19 protein-coding genes are annotated in these 24766 nt (G+C 48.6%); 11 read left to right on the forward strand and 8 right to left on the reverse strand.

All coding sequences use genetic code 11. The features are described from left to right. Positions 1-283: 283 nt before the first annotated feature. Positions 284-1582, reverse strand: a complete 1299-nt coding sequence (locus tag U1I11_RS14580; RefSeq protein WP_322906856.1) for an aminotransferase class I/II-fold pyridoxal phosphate-dependent enzyme — start codon at positions 1580-1582, stop codon at positions 284-286. A gap of 217 nt (positions 1583-1799) precedes the next feature. Beyond that, entirely contained in the window at positions 1800-2426 is a 627-nt protein-coding gene (locus tag U1I11_RS14585) for a pyridoxamine 5'-phosphate oxidase family protein (protein WP_322906857.1), read from the reverse strand. Positions 2427-3128: 702 nt separating this feature from the next. On the opposite strand from U1I11_RS14585, the gene U1I11_RS14590 reads away from it, so the two are divergent. The 3 genes from U1I11_RS14590 to U1I11_RS14600 all read left to right on the forward strand — a co-directional run bounded on the left by U1I11_RS14590 (position 3129) and on the right by U1I11_RS14600 (position 6483). After that, positions 3129-4880, forward strand: coding sequence for an aminotransferase-like domain-containing protein (locus U1I11_RS14590; protein WP_322906858.1), 1752 nt, complete (start codon positions 3129-3131; stop codon positions 4878-4880). A 251-nt stretch (positions 4881-5131) separates the two neighbouring features. Further along, the gene (locus U1I11_RS14595) at positions 5132-5455 is read left to right on the forward strand and encodes a chorismate mutase (RefSeq protein ID WP_322906859.1); all 324 of its coding nucleotides are present in this window, start codon (positions 5132-5134) and stop codon (positions 5453-5455) included. 242 nt (positions 5456-5697) lie between these two features. Then, positions 5698-6483 (forward strand): AraC family transcriptional regulator, encoded by a 786-nt coding sequence (locus tag U1I11_RS14600; protein ID WP_322906860.1) that lies wholly within the window; start codon positions 5698-5700, stop codon positions 6481-6483. A 229-nt stretch (positions 6484-6712) separates the two neighbouring features. Here U1I11_RS14600 and asd read toward each other — a convergent pair whose 3' ends face one another. Further along, on the reverse strand, positions 6713-7555 hold the full coding sequence (asd, locus tag U1I11_RS14605; RefSeq protein ID WP_322906861.1) for an archaetidylserine decarboxylase: 843 nt from the start codon (positions 7553-7555) through the stop codon (positions 6713-6715). Between the two features lie 309 nt (positions 7556-7864). On the opposite strand from asd, the gene U1I11_RS14610 reads away from it, so the two are divergent. Both U1I11_RS14610 and U1I11_RS14615 read left to right on the forward strand, forming a co-directional pair. Beyond that, the gene (locus tag U1I11_RS14610; RefSeq protein WP_322906862.1) at positions 7865-8464 is read left to right on the forward strand and encodes a histidine phosphatase family protein; all 600 of its coding nucleotides are present in this window, start codon (positions 7865-7867) and stop codon (positions 8462-8464) included. A gap of 51 nt (positions 8465-8515) precedes the next feature. Further along, the gene (locus U1I11_RS14615; RefSeq protein WP_322906863.1) at positions 8516-9136 is read left to right on the forward strand and encodes an NUDIX hydrolase; all 621 of its coding nucleotides are present in this window, start codon (positions 8516-8518) and stop codon (positions 9134-9136) included. A gap of 63 nt (positions 9137-9199) precedes the next feature. Here U1I11_RS14615 and U1I11_RS14620 read toward each other — a convergent pair whose 3' ends face one another. The 3 genes from U1I11_RS14620 to U1I11_RS14630 all read right to left on the reverse strand — a co-directional run bounded on the left by U1I11_RS14620 (position 9200) and on the right by U1I11_RS14630 (position 13383). Next, a complete protein-coding gene (locus tag U1I11_RS14620) occupies positions 9200-10135 on the reverse strand; it encodes an AEC family transporter (protein ID WP_322906864.1) in 936 nt (311 codons plus the stop codon). A gap of 446 nt (positions 10136-10581) precedes the next feature. Further along, positions 10582-11595: a nuclear transport factor 2 family protein gene (locus U1I11_RS14625; protein ID WP_322906865.1), complete on the reverse strand. Its 1014-nt coding sequence runs from the start codon at positions 11593-11595 to the stop codon at positions 10582-10584. A 591-nt stretch (positions 11596-12186) separates the two neighbouring features. Beyond that, positions 12187-13383 carry a cytochrome P450 gene (locus tag U1I11_RS14630; protein ID WP_322906866.1) on the reverse strand — a complete coding sequence of 399 codons (1197 nt, stop codon included), beginning with the start codon at positions 13381-13383 and terminating at the stop codon, positions 12187-12189. A 403-nt stretch (positions 13384-13786) separates the two neighbouring features. Between U1I11_RS14630 and U1I11_RS14635 the strand changes: the two genes are divergently transcribed. The 6 genes from U1I11_RS14635 to clpB all read left to right on the forward strand — a co-directional run bounded on the left by U1I11_RS14635 (position 13787) and on the right by clpB (position 21068). Beyond that, positions 13787-14233 carry a GNAT family N-acetyltransferase gene (locus U1I11_RS14635; protein ID WP_322906867.1) on the forward strand — a complete coding sequence of 149 codons (447 nt, stop codon included), beginning with the start codon at positions 13787-13789 and terminating at the stop codon, positions 14231-14233. A gap of 165 nt (positions 14234-14398) precedes the next feature. Beyond that, positions 14399-14614: a hypothetical protein gene (locus U1I11_RS14640; RefSeq protein WP_322906868.1), complete on the forward strand. Its 216-nt coding sequence runs from the start codon at positions 14399-14401 to the stop codon at positions 14612-14614. Between the two features lie 198 nt (positions 14615-14812). Further along, positions 14813-15769: an acetylxylan esterase gene (locus U1I11_RS14645; protein ID WP_322906869.1), complete on the forward strand. Its 957-nt coding sequence runs from the start codon at positions 14813-14815 to the stop codon at positions 15767-15769. 468 nt (positions 15770-16237) lie between these two features. Further along, positions 16238-16687, forward strand: a complete 450-nt coding sequence (locus U1I11_RS14650; RefSeq protein WP_322906870.1) for an Hsp20/alpha crystallin family protein — start codon at positions 16238-16240, stop codon at positions 16685-16687. A gap of 608 nt (positions 16688-17295) precedes the next feature. Continuing rightward, positions 17296-18261 carry a DnaJ C-terminal domain-containing protein gene (locus U1I11_RS14655; protein ID WP_322906871.1) on the forward strand — a complete coding sequence of 322 codons (966 nt, stop codon included), beginning with the start codon at positions 17296-17298 and terminating at the stop codon, positions 18259-18261. 155 nt (positions 18262-18416) lie between these two features. Next, complete coding sequence (clpB, locus tag U1I11_RS14660) at positions 18417-21068, forward strand: ATP-dependent chaperone ClpB (protein ID WP_322906872.1); 2652 nt, start codon at positions 18417-18419, stop codon at positions 21066-21068. Positions 21069-21247: 179 nt separating this feature from the next. Here the strand turns inward: clpB and U1I11_RS14665 are convergent, their stop codons facing one another. Together U1I11_RS14665 and U1I11_RS14670 are read right to left on the reverse strand one after the other, a co-directional pair. Next, entirely contained in the window at positions 21248-22855 is a 1608-nt protein-coding gene (locus tag U1I11_RS14665) for a response regulator (protein WP_322906873.1), read from the reverse strand. Next, the gene (locus U1I11_RS14670) at positions 22852-24759 is read right to left on the reverse strand and encodes a sensor histidine kinase (protein ID WP_322906874.1); all 1908 of its coding nucleotides are present in this window, start codon (positions 24757-24759) and stop codon (positions 22852-22854) included. Before U1I11_RS14670 ends, U1I11_RS14665 begins: the two co-directional genes overlap by 4 nt. Between the last annotated feature and the right edge of the window lie 7 nt (positions 24760-24766).

A 24766-nucleotide genomic window follows, 5' to 3' on the forward strand; every position in this document is an offset into this window, starting at 1 on the left:
TGTACCCCCAATGAATTAATATTCGGCTAAAATAAGCTTTATATGAATCTTATGACCTATAATAATGCTATTTATCTGAAACTATAGGGAAAAATATGTAGGTCTATAGATTCATCATACTACATGTATTCGTGTTTGAACATGCCTTTTGCAAGAGTGGGATGGGGGAGTGATAATAGAAATGAGCGCTGCTTGCCAAATAAAGGATGTACCTTGGAGCAGGCACATCCTTTAGCGGATACTTATTTATTTCAAATGAACAAGAATATTGTGGCGGATCACATTACCGTTGTTTTACATCCAGCACAGCTTGATAGATCAGATCATACAAATCTTCCAAATACGCTTCTTCAATACAGGAGAAAGCGACGCGCAGATCATGCTCGCCTAGTGCGATCGTACCGACTTCGTATTGACTTAGCAGACGCTGACGCACCGCTTCAGCGGATACATCGCTTAGCTTCAGACACATAAAGTAACCGGAGTTAAACGGATAGTATGCCCATACATCGCCGTATTTGCCGCTGTCGAGCAGCTGTTTGACTTTGTTGGCACGACCTTTCATAATTTGGAATTTCTCCGCTTTTTGCAGCTCGAATTCCGGTGATTGCAGTGCATTTAGCACGAATGTTTGCGATGGATGCGCACCGCTGGAAATGGTGGAGCGAATAATGCCAAGCGTTTTTTGCTCCAGCACATGCAGTGCGGTACTGCTTTGTGCACCGTACGTAATAAAGCCGACGCGGAAGCCCCATACATATTCTTCTTTGGTCGCACCGTCGATTTTGATCGGCAAAATGCGCGGGTGCAAGCCTGCCAGCTCACCAAACAACGATTCATGCATCGAATCTTCAAAAAACAATCCAAAATACGCATCATCGGTCACAACGACTACATTGATGCCTGCCAATGCCGCTTCATTCAGTGCTGCTGCAATGCGGTGTCCGTCTTCTACATTAGGCGTATAGCCGGTCGGATTGTTCGGGAAGTTGAGCACGACAATCGCTTTGCCTTTATGTTGTTGTGCCAGCAGCGCTTCGCGCAAACCGTCACTATTAAATTTCATATCTTCGGTAAAAAGCGGATAGTTGATGATCTCCGCACCACGACGTACACCAAAGGTCAGCTCGTAGTTTTCCCAGTTTTTGTCCGGATAAATGATCGCATCACCAGCGTCCGCAAACAGATCGGCAACGATGCTCAGTCCATGTGTGAGCGCATTGGTTGCGATCGGATTACCAAACGTTTTGTCGGACATGGATGGGTTGTCCTTGATCATCTTTTCCCGCCATGCTTTACGCAGCTCCGGCTTGCCTGCCGGCGGTGCATAAGGATACAGGTCTTTTGGCTGAAATGCGGATAAGGAGTCCTGAATGACCTTCAGATGCATCGGCTTGCCATTTTCGGTTGCAATTCCAATAGTCGCATTGTATTTCTTCGCCTGGCTCGCTGCTTCTGCCGATTGGCTCAATATGCCTTCCTTTGGAAAATACATTTCTTTGCCGAGCGTGGACAGCATGTCATAAATAAACGGGCTGTCCGCTTTGAGGGTATCATTCAATTGTCCTGCCAGTGGGTTCATCTTGTTCATCCTTCCGGGTCTGTTTAAATGATAACCAGGCGAACGGAACGAGAAGTATGGGTAGAGCTTCCGCCTGATTTCGCTGCATCATAGTATATCATTGTTGAGGGGAAGGTGTCACGGTGCGGTCGGTGAATTTTGCCACTAGAGCTGTGAACGAACTGTAAACGAATGCCAAGGTAAAGTGGCTAACGCTCCATTTTGACAGCAAATCGCTTTATGTTGCGCTGCCGCGATGGTATGGGCAATACTTTTCCATCATGCGTAGTGTTTCCAGATCGTCCGGCAATCCGCGCTGTTCCAACCCTTGCATAACGCGCTGGCGTTCCGGTTCACGCGCATTTTGCCCAAACTTGAATTTGGCGCTCCATTCCTCCGGCACGATTTTAATCAAAGCGACCGCTTTAAGCTGGGGCACATAGCGCGGGTCTTCCACAGTGATTGGATCGTATCCGCCTTCCGGTTGCAGCTTGCGCATAAACAAGCTAAAGCCTGCGGCTTTTTCCTCCAATTGTTCAACTAGCTCGGCATGACCGCGTACGGTGACGCTTTTGAAATACGCGCTTGCCGGACAAGCCATCTCATCGTCCGTAAAATACGAGGGCAACAGTGCATATTCACGCGCTACCGAAAAAGTAACACGGGTGTTCTTTTGGAGCAGCTTCATCTTTTCACCAGCACGGCTGCCATGTACGTAAAATACGCCATTACCATAGGCAAAATTAAGCGGCACGACACGCGGCCAGCCATCTTCACTCGCCAACCCGAGAAAGCCAAATGTCATTTCCTCCAAAAATTGCGCCAGTTCCTGTTCTTCCTGAATCGAAAATTCTTTTCTACGCATAATCGTTCTCTCCTTTGTATGCGGTGGAGCGATGTATGTTTTATGCATGCTCATTCCACTATTCGACTGCCTCGATGCCGATCGATCGCTTGACCGCTCTGTAGTTCCAGCTTATGCTGAATATTGACAGGTGAAAAGAGCCAATATCGAGTAAAATGACTAGTCCAATTTGCTCGTATATACATGTCGAATCGTGCTCGGATCGTGTTCTATCCATTCTATGTCATTGCTTTGCATCATTGCTGTGCTGGCACATGAGCGTGCAACATTAAAGTGATGTAAGCGTGCGATTGTTGCACTACAGATTACGAGCACAATTGCAATCGGACGAATGACTAGTAGCTTGTCTCAAACACATTAACGGTTTGTCGATCTAACCATTGCTTGATGATGAATAGGTTAAAGTACGTTCAAACACAATTTCCATTTGAGACAGACTACTAGTACATTGACCGAAATTAATTTGAGTATTGAACTGTTTTCAGGTCGTATTGATCAGCATTTCAGTACACAATCAAAATTAACATTTAACACGGTCAATGTACTAGGGCGTGTCTTCAAACTACTTTACAGCGTTCGATGCGGGTAATTTGCGTCAGATTAAGGTGTACAGGGTCTTATTTCTAACCTTTGTGAACAATAAATAATACGTAGGACGGTTTGAAGACACCACCTAGCCAACTGAGCGGAAGGAGGGGCAGTATGCAGGAAATTACGATCGCTTATCAGCGACTGTTAGAGCAGCATCGTTATAAATATGTAGCACTGTATCATGCGCTGCGTGAAGGCATATTAAACGGTACATTGCCAGCGTGCAGTCGTCTGCCGTCTACACGCAGACTGGCAGAAATGTACGGCGTCTCCAGAGGTATCGCCGCTGAAGCGTATGATTTGCTGCTTGCTGAAGGGTATGTGGAAGCCGCCACCGGCAAAGGAACGTATGTGTCAGAGCAGCTTCGTCTGTTACCCCATCATACGAATCACAGTCGGAATCATCGTAATGCAGCTCCATGCTTCGATGAGAGCCAACCTGCACGCACTTTGTCCCGCTGGGGTCAGCGTATTGTGCAACTGGAGACGATACAGGCTACCGAAGCGGCAACTAGACAGGAAACAGATGTCACTGCCGGAGCAGTCCATATCGATAGCGAACGAGCAGCTATAGCCGCTGCGAGCGATCCGGGAGCACCGTCCGATTCAAGCGCATCATCTGCTCCATCTATGCTCACGTTAGCGAATACCGAAGCAAATGATGCCGGTGTAGCCGCTGTGCAAACGTCCTTTTCCAACACGAATGTCTCCCGGTCCACACGAGCTATCGATTCGGCTGTTGCAAAAGCAACCATTTCGTCGCCCGCATCGATCTCATTTTGTCCGCAGGAACTCGTCCTGCATCGTAATTCACTGGCAGACTGGAAAACGGCGCTGGCAGCGGCAGCAAAGGATATGCAGTCTGCTGATTTTGCCGGGCAGATGGACACGATGGGAGATTGGCGTTTGCGAGAAGCGATCTGTTATCATGTCGGACGCACACGCGGCATTTGTGCGCAGCCGGAGCAGGTGATTTTATATAGTGGCTCGCAGGAAGCGATCGTTATGCTGTGTCAGTTGCTCATTAATGAGCATGAACCGATTGTCGTGGAAGACCCATGTTATAGCGGCATTACCCGTGCTATTATCGCAACTGGTGGCGAACTGATCGGTGCGGATGTCGATCGGCAAGGCATTATTCCGGCAGACTGGAAAGCGCGGTTGTTGTTTGTAACACCTGGACGTCAGTTTCCGACCGGAGCGGTATTGCCGCTGGCGCGTAGACAACAATTGCTGCAATGGGCAGACCGACAAGGCGCCTGGATTATCGAGGACGATTATGATAGTGAGTTTCGCTGGGGTGGACGTCCGCTGGAACCGCTCAAAGCGCTTGATCATTCGGAGCAAGTCATCTATGTCGGTTCTTTTTCCAAAAGTATGTTTTCAGCGCTGCGCATCGGCTATGCAATCGTCCCGTCATCGCTCATTCCTGCACTCATCGCGGCAAAAAAGCTGTATGCTCCGCTGCCGTCATCACCGCTGGAACAGCGTGCATTGGCGCGTTTTATGCAACATGGCGACTATATGCGGCATCTGCGCCGTATGACACGGCTGTATCGTCCGCGTTTTCAGCAACTGTATCGGTTGTTGACTAGCCATCTGTCCGAGCTGTTCGATTGGATTGAGACCGATTCTGGGCTGCACATATACGGAAGCTGGCGGCTGGAACGGGCAGCGTATGAACGCTTTTATGAGCAGGCGACAAAGCTGGGTGTAGTGTGGAAAGATGCGTCAATCTACCACTTGTCAGCAGCGCTTCCTTCCGTCTGCTTCAGCTTTGCCCATACGGATGAGCAGCAGATTAGGCAAGGTGTGGAGCGGCTAGAGCTGGCGTGGAAGCGCACGCTGGAATATAGGTTATGAGCAGGTCGTAAACAGACGTTGCAAACGAGCTGACATCATCCGCTGCTGACGTCACCAAGCTACTCGGATCATGTCTGGATTATTTTTCAAAATGAACGTTAGAGCGTGTACGCAAACTATTGCGTTGTAGCATCCGCCACTGCGGTCTGGAATAAGGGGACGGACTCCCATCTTGTACAGGAATCTACCGATGAGGAGAGAATGTAGATTCCGTCAAGCCAGATCAATAAATATAGAGGAGCGAGATCGACATGGACAAATGCGAAAGTCTGGATGAAGTGCGCGCATGTATTGATCGTTTGGACAGACAAATTGTGCAGTTGCTAAGCGAACGCAGTCAATACGTCAAACAGGCAGCGGCTTTTAAACAGGATACCGATGCGGTGAAAGCCCCTGCCCGTGTAGAAGCGGTCATTGCCAAAGTACGTCAGCTGGCAGCGACATATGATTTGAATCCGCAGATTGCAGAACAGGTGTATCGGGCGATGATCGGCGCTTTTATTGAAGATGAGTTGCAGGAACATGCCCGTTTGCAGCAAATGGCAGAGGTGGATGTTGAACGTCAACACGAATAAGCGTGAGTGTTATGTTGTTTATTGTTTTAGCTGGATTCCGCCGCAACCATTGACGAAACAACACTTTTTGCGCAATATAAGCGCATAGGAACATTTCCAGTTCAAGCGCTGACAGATGTGCTGACAGATGTAGAGTGGAATTACAGGATAGGTATATCGGTTTATACAGCACCATAGCACAAATGCAAAGTAAATCTATTCACGACGCTAAAGCGTAAGTGTAGCAAAAAGGGGGGAATCAGATGCTTGAAGTATCGCCATCTTCATTTGTACTCAAACCGGCTTTTGCCAAAATTTTCTGTGAACCGGAGTGGCGCTGGCCAAAGCGGGAAAAGCCGATGCCCAACTACGATCTGTTTTACGTATGGAGCGGGGAAGGCGAGCTGATTCTGAACGGTGAGCCTTATGCGATCAGCAAAGGCAGTTGTTTTCTGTTCCGCCCAGGTGATGAGACGACAGCTACACATAATCCGCAAAAGCCGCTTGTGCTCACCTATATTCATTTTGATGTGGATGAACCGGTCACTCATGTGCCGATCCGCTATCGGATGCTGGAGGAAACGATCGATTTTGAATACATGCTTGTACGTTATGTGCGGCTATTGTTAGAGCAAGCATTTGCGGCAGAGGAAGAATCGCGTTTAATTTTGAAGCAGTTAATGATTCATCTGTTGCGGGAAGAACAGCGCAAGCCAGTGCCACGCAAAGTGAGCAATCAGCTGAATGAGACGATTCAGGAAGTTGCCAACTATATCCGGCAGCATCCAAGTTTGGCGCATCGTGTGGAAGACTTGGCGGCACGAGCGGGATTGTCGTCGCGTTATTTCTCAATTAAATTCAAGGAATTGATCGGTACGTCAGTACAATCGTATATTATTCGAATGCGCATTGAGCGTGCCGAGCATCTGCTCGTCTATACCGGCATGAATGTGACCGAGGTGGCAGATGCGCTAGGCTATCGCGATATTTTCTTTTTTAGCCGTCAGTTTAAGCAGTATACAGGCAAAAGTCCGTCGGAAATTCGGTAGTGGATACAGTATTTGTTAAATAGGGCGGCAAACAGAGCATCGCTAACGATACCAATAGCGATATAAGCGAGGCTATAAATAGGGATGCAAGTAAGCAAATAAGTGCCGAGCGCCTGTATGCTTCAGCTTATGTAATGCCAGATAAACGATCACAGCAATATCGTTCATCTGATGCCGATACAACAATAAAGCCCGGACAGCGGCATGTTCCACTGTCAGGGCTTTTCGGTTAGGAATGGTTTGGGTGAGCGGTGTCTTTAATGCGTTGATACGGGCGTGTCGCTTCCAGATCGAGCAGTGTGCCGAGCTTTTCGCCCATTTGGACGCGGCTGCCTACATGCAGACGTTCATCCGGTTCAAAGCTGTGCTTTTGCATGAGCAGCACAACGGTGGAGCCAAATTCAAAATACGCCAGTTCATCGCCTTTGTTCCATGATGTGCGTGTCTCGTCCGCATAGCGGATACTGCTCACGTTAAGCGCGCCGACTTTGGCGACCGCAACTTCGCCATAATGATGCGAAATATAGGTGATCTGACGCTCGTTACGGCTCAGTACGGAGCGCATATTAACCATACTGCGCTCGTTGACCGGATACACCTTGCCTGGAATGTATTCGCGTTCTGTTTGTCTGCCGGTGACCGGCGCATGGATGCGGTGATAATCGCGCGGACTCAAATACAGCACAAACATATACCCATCGCGATACGATTCAAGCCGTGGGGAATGGTTGAGCAGTTCGTCCAGCGTATAATTTTGCCCTTTTACATTCGGAATCAACTGATCATCGAGCGGTCCCATCGCCGTAATGAGCGCATCGACCGGGCTTACGAGTGACATTGGGTCGGCATCGACCGGACGTGCGCTCGCTTGCAGACGACGCGTGAAAAATTCGTTTAATGTATGATAATCCTGTAACGGTTTTTCTGCTTCTTCTGCCGGAATGCGGTAAGCCTGAATAAATTTCGGGATTAACGCGCGGCTGGCCCGTGATTTGGCAAAGCTGCCTGTTAACCGGGATATCCATTTACGAGAGGATAATTCGGTGAGCAGGCGAAACATCGTGTTGGCCATAATCCAAGTAATCTCCTTTCCAAAATAAGGAAAAATAATACGTACATTCGTTTGCTTCGTTATATTGACACAACTGCCGCCTATACGCAAGTGATGATTGAAATGATAGATCATGTTAAAATAAACAATATTCACGTAAAGTGACTGCGCTCAATACCGACGAGCAGTAACCGCCTATGACCTATTAGTCGCGACGCTCAGACGGATGTTCCGCAGTTTCATAAAGCATAATTGTATACCGTTTGCACATAAAAGTCACTGGATAATCTAACGCATAAAACTACGGAAACAGGGAATGGAGGCAATACGATGACGACTTTCGGCTTAATCCGGCATGGAAGCACAATCTGGAACAAAGAAGGCCGTGCACAAGGCAGCTCCGATATCCCGTTAAATGAAAATGGTTGGCAACAAGCGCGTCTGCTCGGAGAACGGGTCGCAGGCGAGCATTGGGATCGCATTTATGCAAGCGATCTCATCCGTGCTCAGCAAACCGCACAAGCGATTGCCGCTGCCTCCGGGCTAAGCATTACACTGGATGCCCGTCTGCGCGAGTTGGATGGAGGTTTAATTGAAGGTACGACTCAAGCGGAACGTATCGCTCGCTGGGGGGAAGATTGGAACCAAAAAGACCTCGGTCTAGAAACGCCGGAATCCGGTGCGGCGCGCGGCGTGGCATGTTTGCAACAACTGGGGCAACGTCATCCAGGCGAGCGTATTTTGATCGTCAGTCATGGTGTGTTGCTCAATCACGTATTAAATGCGATTTTGCAGCAACCACCTAAATGGCATTCGCTCGACAATATGTCGATTACGATCGTGGAATGTGACGCTGTGCAGGAGTGGGATTGCGCATTGTACAATTGCACTAGCCATCTGCTGCCCTATGAGACCAATCCGGCGGACTAAGCGTAAGCGCCGACAATAAACATGGACATCAAGCCGGAAAGGGGGGGCATTGTGCAATTAAAATGGTTAGAATGGGCGAAGCAGATGCAGGCGATTAGCCAGGCGGGGCTGGAATATTCGCGCGATGTGTATGATATCGAACGCTTTCAGCAGTTGCGTGAGCTGAGCGTCGAGATTATGCAGCAATATACCGCCGTAGAGAGCGATCAAATTCGCGAGTTATTTGCCGGGGAGACCGGTTATGCAACGCCCAAAGTCGATGTGCGTGGCGTCGTTTTCCAAGCTGGACGAATCCTGCTCGTCAAAGAGAAACTCGACGGTCACTGGTCGCTGCCTGGCGGCTGGGCGGATGTGGGGCTGTCACCGAAAGAGATCGTCGTCAAAGAAGTGCGTGAGGAGTCGGGCTTTATCGTTGCGCCAATCCGTCTGCTTGGCGTAATGGACAAAAAATTCCATCACCATCCACCGTCCCCGTGGCATATTTATAAGCTGTTCATTTTGTGCGAAATTACAGGTGGCGCAGCGAGCACCGATACGACGGAGACGACAGAAGTTGGCTTTTTCGCTGAAAATGAGCTGCCGCCGTTATCGGTTGGACGGAATACCGAGCAGCAGATTCGTACGTTGTTCCAACATTTACGTGATCCGCAGTTGCCGGTTTTTTGCGATTAATTGTTCGTATGCTAAGTTTATATGTGCCTAGACTTATTATAGTCAAGCGATCAGACCGCACATTTATGACAACAATAACAATAGCACAGGCAAGATTATGATCGAGCCGAGTGTTGTCCATAAGATGCAGCGTGAGACGAGCCGTGGAGCGGCACCGAATTGCTGTGCGAGAATGACAGCGTTCACAGCGGTTGGCATCGAAGTGAGTACGAGCAGCACGCTAAACAGAGCGCCATGCACACCAAGTAGTAGGAGCAGCAGCCACGAGACGAGCGGAGCCGCGACCACGCGTAACGCCATACCTGCCCAGAACGCTCGCTGGGAGGCGCCATGTTCATCGGCATTGGATGAGTTTGTACCGACATGGATCATCTGCGCACCGAGCACAGCAAGGGCGAGCGGAGAATAGGCGGCAGCGAGCATCGCAAAGCCATCGTCCAGCGCGCTCGGTAGCTGCCAGCCGCCTACTCGTAACATGGAAGCGAGTAGCGCCGCATATACCGCAGGCAAGCGAAATACAGCATAACATGCCTGTCTAACCGAAAAATGCGATCGTGCCGCGAAAAATACACCGACTGTATTCACAATAATCATTTGTCCGATCACAAACACAGATGCTTTATCCAGCCCAAGCTGTCCAAACGCAAGCAATACGAGCGGCAAGCCGTAATTCACACAGTTCGTAAACACCGCGATTAGTGTTAGCCCGGCATGCTCCGGCGGCGCCAAGCGCAGCAATCGTCCAAGCAGGGTAGCAAGCAACCACATGATGACCAGGCTAAGCAATGAAAATACGATCGTTACCCCCACATCCGCCAGCGACAATTGTGCATGCAATAACGTATGAAACACGATCGCAGGCGTGAGCAAATATAGCGATATCGTTGCCAGCGGACGCGTATCCAATCCGCGAAACCGTCGCAGCAATATACCACCGATGACAGGCAGTGAAATGGGTAGGAAAATCTGGTACATCGTAGCCAGCAATTGAACGAGCATAATCGTCATCCTTTCCGTCGTGATCCGTTCAAGCTGTATAGGATCGCCTATACGAGCTAATTGATGAAGATGCTGTTCACTTTACTATGCTTGCACATCACAATCCAATATTGGATGCCTATTCGTTTATAGGTTATACCTATATGTAATCCATTTGGTTATTGGTTTTACGCATGAATAAACATTGCAAACATAAATATAAACATAAAATAGCAATATAAACATAAAATAGCGCTCCCCTTGTCGCCGGCTTATGACCGGGCAACAAAGGAAGCGCTAGAGAATCGTATCCTACCGTTGGAGCAGTGGGATTCCACAGTTAGTTCTATTCATAAATCGATTCGATTTCCAAAATGCAATCATTGTGTTGGCTCAAGCCAACGTGCTCGTTATGCTGCCGCTTAAATGAGATGGATATAAGCGAGATTGCGCTTTAAACGTGATAGTCAGAACATCGTATTCGTATTGGCGGATTGCTCAGGCACTTCCTGTACAACGTCCCAATGTTCGACGATTTTCAGTTGACCATTAATCGTTTTGACACGGAACATATCCAGTACAGCTGCACCGCGATCGTCTTTGTTGTTTTGCCCATGAACATGCAGTGCGACGATATCGCCTTCAGCGATGACACGGACGATTTGGTTGCGGCTGTCCGGATTGCTTTTCAGCATCGGGATAAACGATTCCAGTGGTTTGCGTCCAGTCGGTACGCTTGGATTATGTTGGATATAGTTCACGTCCACGTATTTTTTGAGTGCAGCGCCGTCTTTTTTGTTAAAGAAATCGTTATAAAATGTAGTGACCAGTTTGACGTTGGCAGCAACTTGGTTGGAACTTGTCGGCTTCACTTCGATCGGTGTGCCTGCCAGCGGGAACATCGTGTTATTGTTGGCGGATTTCTCCGGTATTTGTTGGGCGATGTCCCAGTGCTCTTGAATAATCGGCTTACCGTTTACACGCTTCAAGCGGAAAATATCAATGACCGCCATGCCGCGATCGGTTTTGTTCGTTTGGGCAAGACTGTGTACGAGCACCAGATCGCCTTGTGCGATAATGCGTTTGACTTGTACATTGTATTGCGGATTTTGTTTCACAAATGGAGCGAAGAAGTCGACAAATGCCTGACGTCCGTTACCGGCAAGCGGATTATGTTGGATGTAATCATCTGCAATGTATTTACTTGCTGTATCTAGCTTATGATCGGTAAATATATCTTTGAACATATTAAGCACGAATTGCTTGTTTTCAGCCAGCATTTTTGGCGTCGCTTGTTCGCTCGTTGACTGGGCAGCTGAAGTAGTGGCGGCGGCTTTCGCTGTGGTCGTTTTGACGGAAGCGGTCGAAGTTGTCGAGTTGCCACATGAAGGTGAGGATGCAGCGCCTGCAACGCCGGCTGTACATAAGGCAAGCGCGGAAGCGATCGTCATGGACAGTAAAGCATAACTTTTTTTCGTCATTATATTCACTCCTTGAAGTAGTTGATATGCAGTGCGCACTGCTTGAATACAACGATTGTAACCTGTAACATTACAAGTTTCAACTTTGCCGAAATATCGCTTACTGTGCTTGAGGGAAAAGATGCAGCAGCAAGTGTTGTAGCAGGCTTGGCGGGCATTTGTGAATCGAGATTATAGGCTGCAAATAGCTGTTACAGGCAAAAATAAGGCATTAGACCCGCCTTTTCATCCAATCTTCATTTACGATGATATCGATTTATGCAACGAGTCATATGTAGTGAAGGCAGAAATGAGCAATTGGTCTTAATCTACTACTGCAAGCAAACCGGATATGCTCATATAAAAGCCGCTCCATTATGAACGGAGCGGCTAATATTTAGTTAGATAACGACTTATTTAAGTTTTTACTAGAGCAACAGAACATGTAATGATTTAATGAAGTAGGTTTGCAATAGGGTGAGTTGCTGCAATTTTGGAATTGTATTTATTGGAACAGGTCAAGATGCTAACAAGGGTACAAAAAACAGTCATCCTTAGTAATTGCTACCTATAGCTTATCAAGCGATGCAAGGCGTGTAGATACTGCCGACTTTATTGTACCGATTTAAACACAACCGGATATTCCTGCACACCAAACACAAACGCACTCTGGATCGGTTGTAACTGCGCCCCTTGCTCTAGCTCCAACTGACGCATATGGGCGAGCAATGTTTGCAGCACGATGCGTCCTTCCAATCTAGCGAGCGGTGCACCGAGGCAGAAGTGAATGCCAAAGCCAAAGCCCATATGCTGATTCGGCTTGCGATCCGGTACAAATTGCTCGGCTTGCGGAAATTTGCGTTCATCCCGGTTGGCGGCACCGACCCATGAAATGACTTGCTGTCCGGGTTGGATCGTCTGTCCTTGCAGCACCACTTCTTCGCTGGCGACCCGTCCGATCGCTACAATCGGTGGATAATAGCGCAACGTTTCCTCGACCGCAGTCGGGATCAGTTCCGGTTGTGCGGCAAGACGCTGTTGCAGTTCCGGCTGCTCACACAAAATCCGTACCGCATTCGTAATCAAATTCGTCGTCGTCTCATTACCGGCAACGAGTAGCAAAATACAAAAGCGCACAATTTCAAGGTCACTCAACTTCTGCCCTTCGATATCGGCTTGCAACAGCAACGAAACGAGATCATCTTTTAACGCATGGCGGCGCTCATTCACAATCGTTGTAAAATAGTGCTCCAGCTCATCCTGCGCTTTGGACTTTTCCGTCATTAGCTCTTGAAACGCTTCTTCGCTATCGTCTCTCGCCCCTTTGACGAGCAAATCGGACAGATGCTTAAACATATGCCGATCCGATGTTGGCACACCGATTAGTTCGGCAATAACGATTACCGGCAACGGCCCTGCCAACTCATGTACGAGATCGATCCGTCCAGTTGCCAAATGCGAGCTTAACAGGTCTTCGGCAATGTTACGAATATGGGGGGCGAGTTGTTCGATTTTTTTCGGTGTAAACGCCTGGTTAACGAGGTCGCGTAATTGTTTATGTTTGGGCGGGTCCATATAGAGCAAACTTTGATTGCTGCGATTGCGTTGGGACGAAAATAGCTTTGGATGTTTCAGTACATATTGCACATCTTCATAGCGGAACACATCCCAGCAGTTCCGATTTTCGTCATAACGAACAGGCGTTTGCTGTAACAGTTCATTATAAGCGTCAAATGGATAAAGCTGCTTGTCCACCGTATTCAGTTCACGCATCGGGATATAGTTGGCATACTTCGTTGTCTGATTCATATGAATCCTCCTTGACCGATTAGGTTGCACTAGCAAAATGAGTTCGTGGAAAGTGAGTGCCCAGTATTTTATATATATTTATTTACATATATGATGGCTATTATACCGTTTTCGCAAGGAATATACAAATTATGGATGTGCATGCTTAATCGATGACCCGCCTATAGACCTGTTTATTTGCATACAAATTTCGGTTTCAGAAGTCGCAGCGCAATCGCAATTCCGCTAAAATTTTAATTTAAGCCGATTCTCGTTTAAGCCGATTCTCGTTGCTACAGTATCGTTGCAATAAAGAGCACATGTTATAGTAGTTGTACAGTAGTTGGGTACATAAATAGGTAATTGCATCATGAACCGTAACCAGTCAGCATAAGCGCGAACAAGTAGAGAGGAGCATTTTACAATGGATCAACAGACACTGATTATTCGGGAAGCTAAACAGGAGGATGTACAAGCACTTGCCGATTTGATGGAGCAACTCGGTTATCCGGTAACAGAAGACGCATTTCGTAACCGTTTTGCCGCATTGCAGGAACATGAGGATTATCAGATGTATATCGCGGAGTCGGATGGACAAGTGGTCGGTACGATCGGTCTCATTCGCGAACTGCGTTTTGAACGCGACGGTGTGCACGTACGGGTCGGCGCGCTCGTTGTGGATGAACAGTATCGTGGCAGCGGAATCGGACGCTCATTGTTGCTGGCTGCTGAAGGCTGGGCAGGCACAATCGGGGCGCGCGCAATGGCGCTAAACAGCGGTAATCGAGAGGAACGAACAGGCGCGCATGATTTTTATCGCCATCTTGGATATACGGGCACGTCGACAGGATTTGTGAAATTGCTGACGTGATTGGAATACATGTTGGATGTGATTCGCGGCTTGTCAGCCGACAACTTCAATGTTAGCATTAGCATGAACCGATGGAGCTCAATACGGTACAGAAGCGTACTCGTATTACGGTGTGTTCATATGCACCTTGCTACCAAGCTTATTTTGAAATAAAGAGGGAATACGATGAATTGGATCAAATCAAACTTCAGAGTGTCCGATTTTGTGGGCTGGTATGTCATTATGGCGGTGCTGCTTGTCGTGCTGGAGTTTCGTAATAACTCAGGTACGGTTGGATTCGGCAGTGTGCTGTTGACGCTGGTGATCGCGATCGTGCCATCCGCTATTTTTAGCTTTTGTTTCCGGATGATTACCGGCTGGATTGTGAAGCTGAACAAGTAAGCAACAGAGGCGGCAAGTTGAACAAAGGGCGGGACAGTTTGCAAAATATGCAGGCTGCCCGCCCTGCCTTACATAAGACAGTCATGCGACAATTATACCTAAACGCACCTGTGCAGTTTGATCCATGAACCGTACGTAGGCTGCCGTTAGCGGCAAACCGGTTGTACAATGGCAAAACAACAAAGGAGTCGGAACATCATGATCAGTAATGCAATTGCACGCAGAATGCGTGATCTGGAACAGTATGCGCCTATGTTAACGGCACCGACCGATCTGAATGAGTTTTGGAACCGTACATTGGAACGTTTTAAAGACAAGCCACTGCATGCAACGTCCGCCGAGGAAAAGACGCCGATGCGAACGGTCGACGTGCTGAAGGTCAAATATGAAGGTTTTGACGATACGCCGTTGTCGGGCTGGTACATTCGCCGTGCTGGTCAAGATGAGCAGCGTTTGCCGTGCATCGTCATGTATCATGGTTATACTGGCAGCAAAGGCTATCCGGAGGAATATGCGCAATGGGTAGCGCTCGGTTATGCGGTTTTTGCCGTGGATGTGCGCGGTCAGGGCGGCGAGACAGGTAATCATTTGCCAGCTGAATTTGGGATGAGTGCAGGTTGGATGTCGCAGGGCATTTTGGATAAGGAGCAGTTTTATTATTTGGCGATTACGATCGATGCATTGAAAGCGGTTCAATGGGTAGCCGAGCGCCATGATGTTGATCGCGAACGTATCGCTGTATATGGGGCGAGTCAAGGTGGTGGGCTGGCGTTAATTACGGCTGCATTAAGCGATATTCCGGCGGTAGCGGTGGCAAACATTCCGAATATGTGTCATATGGACTTTGGCATTTTAAATTCGGAAAGCTCGCTGAAGGAAGCCGCTCAGTTTGTCAGCCGTCATCCGCAGCATTTGCAACAGGTGCTACAGACGCTCAGCTATTTTGATATGTTAAATTTGGGTGAGCGGATTCGGATTCCGTTGCTCGTCTCCTGCGGATTAAAAGATATGGTCTGTTTGCCGGAAACGATCTTTGCAGCGTATAACCGGATTCGGGCGGACAAGCAGATCGCTGTGTATCCATTTGACGGTCATTATGTCGGTCCGTATCATACGCGCCGTACGATGGAGTTTTTGCAGCAGCATTTTGGATAAACATAAATGCATAATTAGCGTTACGAAGCCAGCTCGATGCGATAAGTAAGCGCATTGGGCTGGCTTGTTGTATTAGGATGGAATGTACGCTACAAATTCGTTTAGATCAGCAAAGGTCAAAAAAGGTCAAATAATAAGCAATCATTAAATAAATGATTCTAACCGCCTGTAATCGCCTATAATCGTCGAAAATAAGCTGAAATCGATTTTGTCGCTCATGGGGAGTGGGGCTATAATAAAGGCACAAGGTCAGTGAAGGTCAAATCGATAGACGATATCCGTGATCGGTAGTCTAGTCAGGTAAGGTGCTTTGCCTGGTTGTATGTCGATTGTATCGTGTGACTTTGGCTTGCTTTATTCAGCAACGATATGAGGAAGGATCGATTGCGGATCATCTCGCTCCGGTTTGATTGCACACTGATCGAAACTAACTTTATTTAAATCTCATTCACTAAAGGAGGATGCTTTATGTTTGATCTGGTTCCATTTGGTAAACGTCGTGAGGATGCATTTGGTCAGTTGATGAAATCCTTCAGTGATGCGTTTAATGATGATTTTTTTGCTCCAATTAAATCGAGCACATTGTCGTTCAAAACCGATATTCGTGAAACCGAAAACGCGTATCAGGTAGAAGCCGAGCTGCCGGGCTTTACGAAGGAAAATATTAATATCGATTATGCCGCACCGTATTTAACGATCAAAGCGGTGCATCATGAAGAAACAAATGCCGAAAATACCGACAAAGGGCAGTTTGTACGCAAGGAACGTCGTTATGGTGAATATGTGCGTCGCTTCTATGTCGAAGATATCGATGCCGATCAGATCGATGCTTCGCTCAAAGATGGTCTGCTGACATTGAACATTCCGAAACGTCAGCGTCCTGAAGGCCGCCGGATCGAAATTCAAGCGGCAGAGTAATCGATCCGTATGGCGATAAGAAAGTTGTACACTTATTTGTATAAATATGGATGTACACGAAGCGCATGAACAACGGCTGCACAATAGTTAGCTTTGTGCAGGCAAATCGATCGCTACGCTATCTATGGGCAACGATTCCTGTTCATTAGGGCATGCGATGATGTGACAGACAATCCGTAAGCAATGATTGTTTAGATAACTAGCAAATTGGCTTAAAAATAAGTAAACTAACGATGGAATGGTTCGGCAATCGCAACGCTGTGGCAACGCCCGGTTCGGATTGCCGAACTTGCATGCATACGAAGGTGATATCGATCATTCGTTTCGCCGGAGCCGATCGTTTATCGTTTTAGCTGAAACAGATGGCAGTACAAACGCGTATACTATAGAAATCCGCTTCGTTCCGGCATCAGCATGCGGCGGAACGGTGATGAACAACCGAAACAGTTTCATTCTGGTGCATTGTAGAAGCAAAAGCTATAATGCACCTTTGTTATATAGAAACGAGATAGGAAAGTTGCAGCGGAATTTGAAGCGATCGCTTCGGATGATAGACAGCTGTGAGCATAGATGGATACGACATAGATGGATACGAAAGGAGGGAGAATATGCCCCGTAACTATTACGATGTGTTGGGTGTTCCGACGACTGCCTCCGCTCAGGAGATCAAAAAGGCATATCAGAAGCTTGCTAAGCAATGGCATCCCGATGTGAATAAGGCGGAGGGAGCAGAGGCGCGGTTTAAGGAGGTTGCCGAAGCGTATGAAACGCTTGGCAATGAGCGCCGCCGTGGACAATATGATGAGCTGCTCAAACATGAACAGGCGCGCCGTACGTATGAACAAGGCGGTGCAGCTGGCTCGGCAGGCACACGCGCTGCCGGCAATCGCAGTTCACGTGCTGAATACCGCAGCAATACCGGTTATACGGAGGAAGATTTGTTTGATATGTTTTTTGGTGAACGTATGAATGGGTATGACTTTTTTGGCGATGCGGCAGGTGCTTTTACCGGTGGATATATGGGCACCAATGCACAGACACGTACGACGAAAGCGACGATGAACATTACGTTAGAACAAGCGTATCGGGGCGATCAATTGCCGATCAAGTTGGGCGATTCCAATATTCATGTAAAAATTCCCGAGCGTATCCAAAATGAACGCACAATTCGCATTCGTGGCACCGGCAGCAATGGCATTCATGCCAATGAGGAACTGCTGATTACGCTGCATATTCTCCCTCATGCCGTTTACCGCCCCGATGGTGCGCATTTGCACGGTACGCTGCAAATCGCTCCGTGGGAAGCTGTATTTGGCACTCAATCGCAAATTCAACTTCCCGATCTGTCGCGTGTAAAAGTGAAAGTGCCGCCAGGCATACAAGCCGGGCAACAATTACGCATCACCGGCAAAGGGCTGCAAAATGACGATCATGATGGCTATGGTGATCTGATGCTGGAAATCGAGATTATCGTACCGGACATACACAGCGAACGTGAACGCGAGCTGTACCGTGAACTATCGCGTACGAACGGTTATCGCGCTCATATGAAGCGTAAAGCGCAAGGAAACTAAAGCAGCGGCTTGGATTCATTAGAGCCTCTGAATCTGAAATGCAGAGCAAGAGGAACAGCAAGATGCGATAACAGCAAGACGATACAGAACGCATACACGATAGGTGCTATGGACGAGACGTCTGACAGATGTTGATGTGTAAGGGGGAGAGAAGCATGGATTATAATAAATTGACGAACAAGCTGCAACAAGCGGTAGCATCCGCACAGTCGCTAGCGACCGGCATGGGGCATCAGGAAATTACGACCGCCCATCTGCTCAAAGCGCTGCTGGAACAAGATGCAGGGCTATTGCCCAGATTGCTACAAAAAATGAACATTTCTCCGCATGTGATCGCAAGTCAAAATGAGGAGCTGCTACGCCGTAAAGCGAGCATTAGCGGTTCGGCAGCCGTTAGCCGTTATGCATCGGCAGGGCTGCTGCAAGTGCTAAATCAGGCGGAGAAAGAAGCGGCGGAGATGAAAGACGAATTCGTCGCTGTTGAGCATGCCGTATTGGCGCTGCTGTCAAGCGATGAGCCAGGCAACCGCGATGTGCGCCAGTTGCTGAATCAGCACGGGATGAAGCGGGATACGGTGCTGGCGGCATTAAGCGAAATTCGCGGTCACCAACGCATTACGAGCAAAGACCCGGAAGCGACCTATGAAGTGCTGGAAAAGTACGGACGCGATCTCGTTGCCGAAGTGCGCGCAGGCAAAGTCGATCCGGTCATCGGACGGGATGACGAGATTCGCCGTGTAATCCGTATCCTATCCCGCAAAACGAAAAACAATCCCGTGCTAATCGGTGAGCCGGGCGTCGGTAAAACCGCGATTGTAGAAGGATTAGCGCACCGGATTGTGCGCAAGGACGTACCGGAAGGGCTGAAAGATAAAATTATCTTTTCACTCGATATGAGCGCACTGGTGGCAGGCGCCAAATATCGTGGCGAATTTGAAGAACGATTGCAAGCAGTACTGCGCGAAGTGAAAGAAAGCAATGGGCAAATTATTTTGTTCATTGACGAGCTGCATACGATCGTTGGCGCAGGTAAAACCGAAGGTGCGATGGATGCGGGCAATATGCTCAAGCCGATGCTGGCACGCGGTGAGCTACATTGTATTGGAGCGACTACGTTGGATGAATATCGCACTTATATCGAAAAAGACCCCGCATTGGAACGTCGTTTCCAGCAAGTGCTCGTCAGTGAGCCGGATGTGGAAGATACAATTTCCATTTTGCGCGGTTTAAAAGAACGCTTTGAAGTTCACCACGGCGTGAAAATTTACGATAATGCGATTGTGGCAGCAGGTGTGCTGTCAGATCGCTACATTTCCGACCGCTTTTTGCCGGATAAGGCGATTGACTTGATCGATGAAGCATGTGCGATGATCCGCACCGAGATCGATTCGATGCCAGGCGAAATGGACGAAGTGACACGCCGCATTATGAAGCTCGAAATCGAAGCAGCAGCGCTCAAAAAGGAAACCGATGAATTAAGCCGTTTGCGTCTAGAAGCATTACAGCGCGAACTGGCGGATTTAAAAGAAAAGCAACTGGAAATGAAAGCGCGCTGGGATAAGGAAAAAGAAAGTATCGAGCGTGTCAATGAACTGAAAAAGCGGCTGGAGCAAGCGCGGCTCGACTTGGAAAAAGCGCAGGAAGAATACGATCTGAATCGTTCTGCCGAGCTAAGTTATGGCATTATCCCTGATCTGGAACGCCAGCTTAAACAAGCGGAAGACGATGCCCAGCAAGATCAGGAAGGACGATTGCTGCGCGAAGCGGTCACTGAAGAAGAAATCGCTGATATCGTCTCTCGCTGGACAGGCATTCCGGTCAGCCGACTGGTGGAAGGGGAGCGCGAAAAGTTGCTGCGGCTGGAAGACGTGCTGCATGAACGTGTCGTTGGACAAGATGAAGCGGTACAGCTCGTTGCCGATGCGGTCATCCGTTCGCGCGCAGGCATTAAAGACCCGAATCGTCCGATCGGCTCGTTCTTGTTCCTCGGTCCTACTGGTGTCGGTAAAACCGAGCTGGCGAAAGCGATCGCCGCATCATTATTTGACCGCGAGGAAAATATGATCCGGATCGATATGTCGGAATATATGGAAAAGCATAGCGTGTCCCGTCTCGTCGGTGCGCCTCCGGGTTATATCGGTTATGAAGAAGGTGGACAATTAACCGAAGCGGTACGCCGCCAGCCGTATTCCGTTATTTTGCTTGATGAGGTGGAGAAGGCGCATCCCGATGTGTTCAATTTGCTGTTGCAACTGCTCGATGATGGCAGACTGACCGATTCACAAGGACGCAATGTTGATTTTAAAAATACAATCGTCATTATGACGTCCAATATCGGTTCAGTGCATCTGTTACAAGCGATGGAGCGTGACGGCGAGATTAGCGAAGTGGTACGTCAGACGGTCATGCGTGAGCTGAATGGTCATTTCCGACCTGAATTTCTGAACCGTGTCGATGATATCGTTATCTTCAAACCGCTAAGCCTGAACGAAATTCAGCAAATTGTGCTCAAGCTTGCCGATGGATTACGCGCCCGTCTTGCCGATCGGCAAATTCAGTTGGACATTAGCGATGCGGCGGCACGTCTAATTGCTGATGAAGGTTTTGACCCTGCTTATGGGGCACGACCGCTGAAGCGATTCATTCAGCGCGCATTGGAGACGAAGGTGGCAAGAGCTTTGATCGCAGGCGAAGCTGTGCCGGGATCGGTCGTGGAAGTGACGGCGAACAATGGCGAGTTGCAAGTCGATATTCGCTCCGGCTCGTCAGGTGCAGGATATACACCGGAACCGGCAACGATATATTGAGTCGTTAATGCTACGTGTGCTTGAAAATTAGAGATGCAGCGGATAGACAGATCGTCTATCCGTTTGGATCGACATGAAGCCGTACAGAGACAATGAATCTACTTGCCTCTGTACGGCTTTTTTAATGATTAATTGTGCTTTGTCCATAGCTGGTATCAAACATGTGTATGTTCAGCTTGTTATCGCACGACTACTTCGGACGGGCTTTTGCCAGTTACCATTTTAAACACTTGGCTAAAATAAGTTGCATTGCGGAACCCCGTCATTTCGCTCACCTCATACACCATATATTGCCCGGATTCCAGCAGCGCTACCGCGCGTTCGATCCGGTACTGGTTCAAGTAACTGACAAAGTTTTCGCCGGTCATCCGTTTAAACAGTTGGCTTAAATATTTAGGATGTACATATAGCGAGCGGGCGATCGCTTCAAAGCTAATTTCTTCTGCATAATGCTGCTCGACGTACCGCTTCACTTGGGCGACTAATCGATTGCTTTTTTTCTCGGCTTGCTCGCGCTGGATATGTTCCAACCAATGCTGGATCAGCTCGTCCATCCAGCTCGTCAGCTTTGTTAATGCATAATTCGACTGAATATCGCGCAAAAATTCACTCATCGACAGCGGCGGTGTCAGTCTTGGGTAACGGCGATTCCAGCTATGGATCAGCGTATCAAATAAACTGACCGCTACCACTTGGGCATCTTGCAGCAAACAATTGCCGCTTTCCAGCTGCTCGCGCAGATTGCGCCAAATGTCCAGTGCGGCATCGGTGCGCATATCGTTCCAGGCATCGTTCCATTGCCGTAGCGCGGCGGAATGATCGGGTACAGGCGATTGTTTTAACATATCATGCTCATAACAGTAAATGCGGCTGCCACCTTGAAATTCGGCATTTTCCAGCGCTTCACAGCTTTCCAAATACGAATCCATCAGCCCGCACAGATGAGGTTTGCACATGCCGATCCCGGCGCTCATTTCAATTTTGAGATAGGTGAAAATTTGCTGAATCATTCGCTCTAATAGCGTATGCAGCGCATCTAGTGTATGCTGCTCTTGCAGCAATACAAGTACAAACACACGATCCGAATAATCGACCAGTTCCATTTGCCCGTGTCCATGCTGCTGGGCATATAAGGACGCATTTTCACGAATAATATCGGCTGCTCCGTAGCGCAGTAATTGCCAATCGCGTTCTTTCATCCGGGTCATAAATTTGGGGCGATTCAGTTGCAAACTGACCGCACGTACCGGATAGCTGTGCTCGACACCGATATAGTCCATTCGTTCCAGTGAAAGCTGCTCCGGGCGATAACGTGTCGTTAGCAGTTCCTTCATAAACTGCTTGCGCAAGTACGGCAGCACTCGTCCAATCTCCTGCCGATACGTCAGTTCAAGTTGCTCATGCCGTTCCCTGACATCATACTCTAACATCACTTCTTGCAGCACCGCCGTAATCTCGTCAACTTCAGCAGGTTTAAGCAAAAAATGGTTGACACCCCAGCGCATGGCAGCGCGCGCATTTTCAAATTCGTCATAACCGCTTAATATAATGATCGGCAAATTCGGATAATCACTACGCAGCTTCTGGGTCAGCTCCAAGCCGTTCATCCCTGGCAAATACACATCGGTCATCAGCAGATCAGGTTGCAGTTTATAAAATAATGCCAGCGCCTCCGTACCGCTGGCAGCTGTGCCTGCCACATGCAGATCGAGCGCTGCCCAGTCAATATGCTCGCTCAGTGCGCGGATAATATGCGGATCATCATCGACAAGCAAAATACTTTTCATGCGCTTTCCCCTCCTAGCCAGCTGCGAAGCTGCTCCTCATTATCAATGCGCGGCAATGTGATCGTTACGACCGTGCCGCCCTCGGCAGCGTTAGCAAGCTGTACACCGTATTCGTTGCCACAGTAAAGCCGGATACGCTGCTGTACGTTATGAATACCGATGCCGGAACATTGTTCCTCCTGCCAATCGTCGGGAAGCCCTTGTCCATTATCGGTAATACGGATCATAATGCCGTCTGATCGATCCCTATCATGCGTATTGTGTTCATACGACAATCCGCTTTCCGGCGACTGTATAGGATGTGCAGCGAGCGGCTGAATATCGACTTTGATGCGCAGCACGTCATCGTCAGGGCAGGCGTGCATAACCGCATTTTCAATAAATGGCTGTAAAATAATTTTCGGAATATAGCAGCCTCTTACTAGCGGATGCACCTGTTCTTCATAAGCGATCGCAAACGGCAGCCGCTCCGCCTGAATGCTCACATAACAGCGCGCATGTTCCAGCTCATCACGCACACAGATAAACAGCCGTCCGCCGCTTAGTCCGATGCGCAGCAGTTTGCTTAGCTGCACGATCATGCGGCTAATATCGCGCGCCTCATAATCAAGTGCACGCCAGTGGATCATATCGAGCGTATTGTACAAAAAATGCGGCTTAATTTGCGCTTCCAGTAGCCCGGTTTGCGCCTCGCGTTTGGCACGGCTTTCCGCGCGTACTCTGTTCATCAGCTCGGTCAAACGGGAAGCCATATGGTTAAATCCGTAAGCCAATCTTGCATATTCTTCGGTAAAAGAAAGCGTAATCCGCGTATCAAAATCGCCTTCTTCCAGCCGTTTCATATGCTGGATAAGCTGCTGTAGCGGACGTACGATCCGCCGTACAAACCAGTAAGCAAGCAGCGCGGAACAGAGCAGACCGAACAGAGCGACACCGATAATCGTCCAGCCGGCGGATTGCACAGGGGCAAGCAGCGTATGTACCGGAATCGTCTGCACAAGCCGCCATTGCAGCATCGCCGGGCGAGAATAAAGTACGAGCTGTTTGCCGGTCGCTGTTGATACAACCGCATAGCCGTCTTCCGCTTGCCGGGTATGTTGTTCCAGCCATTCCGGATGAATGGCGATATGATTAGCGGTAGATGCATCGGTGCGATCGGTTGAAGCGCCGGAGCGGTTGGGCGCTCCGATACCTTCACCGCCGATGCGCATAATCGTCTGACCTGCCGTATCGATCAGCAGCACTTGACTGTTTTGCGACAGCGGCAGATCGGCAAAGCGCTGTACGATATCGTCGCGGCTTAATCGAATTAACACATACGCCACCGTTTCGCCATGACTGTTAAAAATGCGCTGTGCATACCCGATCAGCGATTGACCGGATGATTGATCCTGCAGTGGTACCCAAGCGGCATCAGCTTGCCGCAGTCTATGAAACCATTCCGCATCCCGCACGGAATCGACCGAATAAATATGATTCGCCGCCGTCATCGGTATGCTGTTAAACGCATCCGTATACAATTCAATCGAGCTGATGCCATCGTTCACAATTAATGTATGTTCAATCATACGCGCCAGTTCGCGCCGCTGATAAATTTGTTGGAGTGGTGTGCTGCCGCTCGTATACAGCAGATCGGACAGCTCGCGATTGCTGGCAAGCGAGTAGGCGGTGCTCGACACATTCGTAATAAAGTCAAATCCGCGCTGGGTGCTTTCATTGAGCAATGCCAGCCTTGCCTTGCTAATCTCCGCAAATGTAACGGCAGCAAACGACTGGTAGGCAAGCCACACAATGACCGATACAAGCAACAGATTAAACACAATAAAGCAAGTCACCATCAATGTGGTGAGCTTGCTTTGCTGCAACTTATGTCGGATGCGGACGGAAAGACGTGCTTTCGTCATACGTCAT

Origin of the sequence: Paenibacillus campi (assembly GCF_034659835.1) — a bacterium.
Lineage (GTDB): Bacteria > Bacillota > Bacilli > Paenibacillales > Paenibacillaceae > Saccharibacillus > Saccharibacillus campi.

Coding starts and splice junctions, on each gene's coding strand:
- U1I11_RS14580 (WP_322906856.1), bottom strand. CDS start 1,582: ATGAACCCACTGGCAGGACAATTGAATGATACCCTCAAAGCGGACAGC.
- U1I11_RS14585 (WP_322906857.1), bottom strand. CDS start 2,426: ATGCGTAGAAAAGAATTTTCGATTCAGGAAGAACAGGAACTGGCGCAA.
- U1I11_RS14590 (WP_322906858.1), top strand. CDS start 3,129: ATGCAGGAAATTACGATCGCTTATCAGCGACTGTTAGAGCAGCATCGT.
- U1I11_RS14595 (WP_322906859.1), top strand. CDS start 5,132: ATGGACAAATGCGAAAGTCTGGATGAAGTGCGCGCATGTATTGATCGT.
- U1I11_RS14600 (WP_322906860.1), top strand. CDS start 5,698: ATGCTTGAAGTATCGCCATCTTCATTTGTACTCAAACCGGCTTTTGCC.
- asd (WP_322906861.1), bottom strand. CDS start 7,555: ATGGCCAACACGATGTTTCGCCTGCTCACCGAATTATCCTCTCGTAAA.
- U1I11_RS14610 (WP_322906862.1), top strand. CDS start 7,865: ATGACGACTTTCGGCTTAATCCGGCATGGAAGCACAATCTGGAACAAA.
- U1I11_RS14620 (WP_322906864.1), bottom strand. CDS start 10,135: ATGCTCGTTCAATTGCTGGCTACGATGTACCAGATTTTCCTACCCATT.
- U1I11_RS14625 (WP_322906865.1), bottom strand. CDS start 11,595: ATGACGAAAAAAAGTTATGCTTTACTGTCCATGACGATCGCTTCCGCG.
- U1I11_RS14630 (WP_322906866.1), bottom strand. CDS start 13,383: ATGAATCAGACAACGAAGTATGCCAACTATATCCCGATGCGTGAACTG.
- U1I11_RS14635 (WP_322906867.1), top strand. CDS start 13,787: ATGGATCAACAGACACTGATTATTCGGGAAGCTAAACAGGAGGATGTA.
- U1I11_RS14640 (WP_322906868.1), top strand. CDS start 14,399: ATGAATTGGATCAAATCAAACTTCAGAGTGTCCGATTTTGTGGGCTGG.
- U1I11_RS14645 (WP_322906869.1), top strand. CDS start 14,813: ATGATCAGTAATGCAATTGCACGCAGAATGCGTGATCTGGAACAGTAT.
- U1I11_RS14650 (WP_322906870.1), top strand. CDS start 16,238: ATGTTTGATCTGGTTCCATTTGGTAAACGTCGTGAGGATGCATTTGGT.
- U1I11_RS14655 (WP_322906871.1), top strand. CDS start 17,296: ATGCCCCGTAACTATTACGATGTGTTGGGTGTTCCGACGACTGCCTCC.
- clpB (WP_322906872.1), top strand. CDS start 18,417: ATGGATTATAATAAATTGACGAACAAGCTGCAACAAGCGGTAGCATCC.
- U1I11_RS14665 (WP_322906873.1), bottom strand. CDS start 22,855: ATGAAAAGTATTTTGCTTGTCGATGATGATCCGCATATTATCCGCGCA.
- U1I11_RS14670 (WP_322906874.1), bottom strand. CDS start 24,759: ATGACGAAAGCACGTCTTTCCGTCCGCATCCGACATAAGTTGCAGCAA.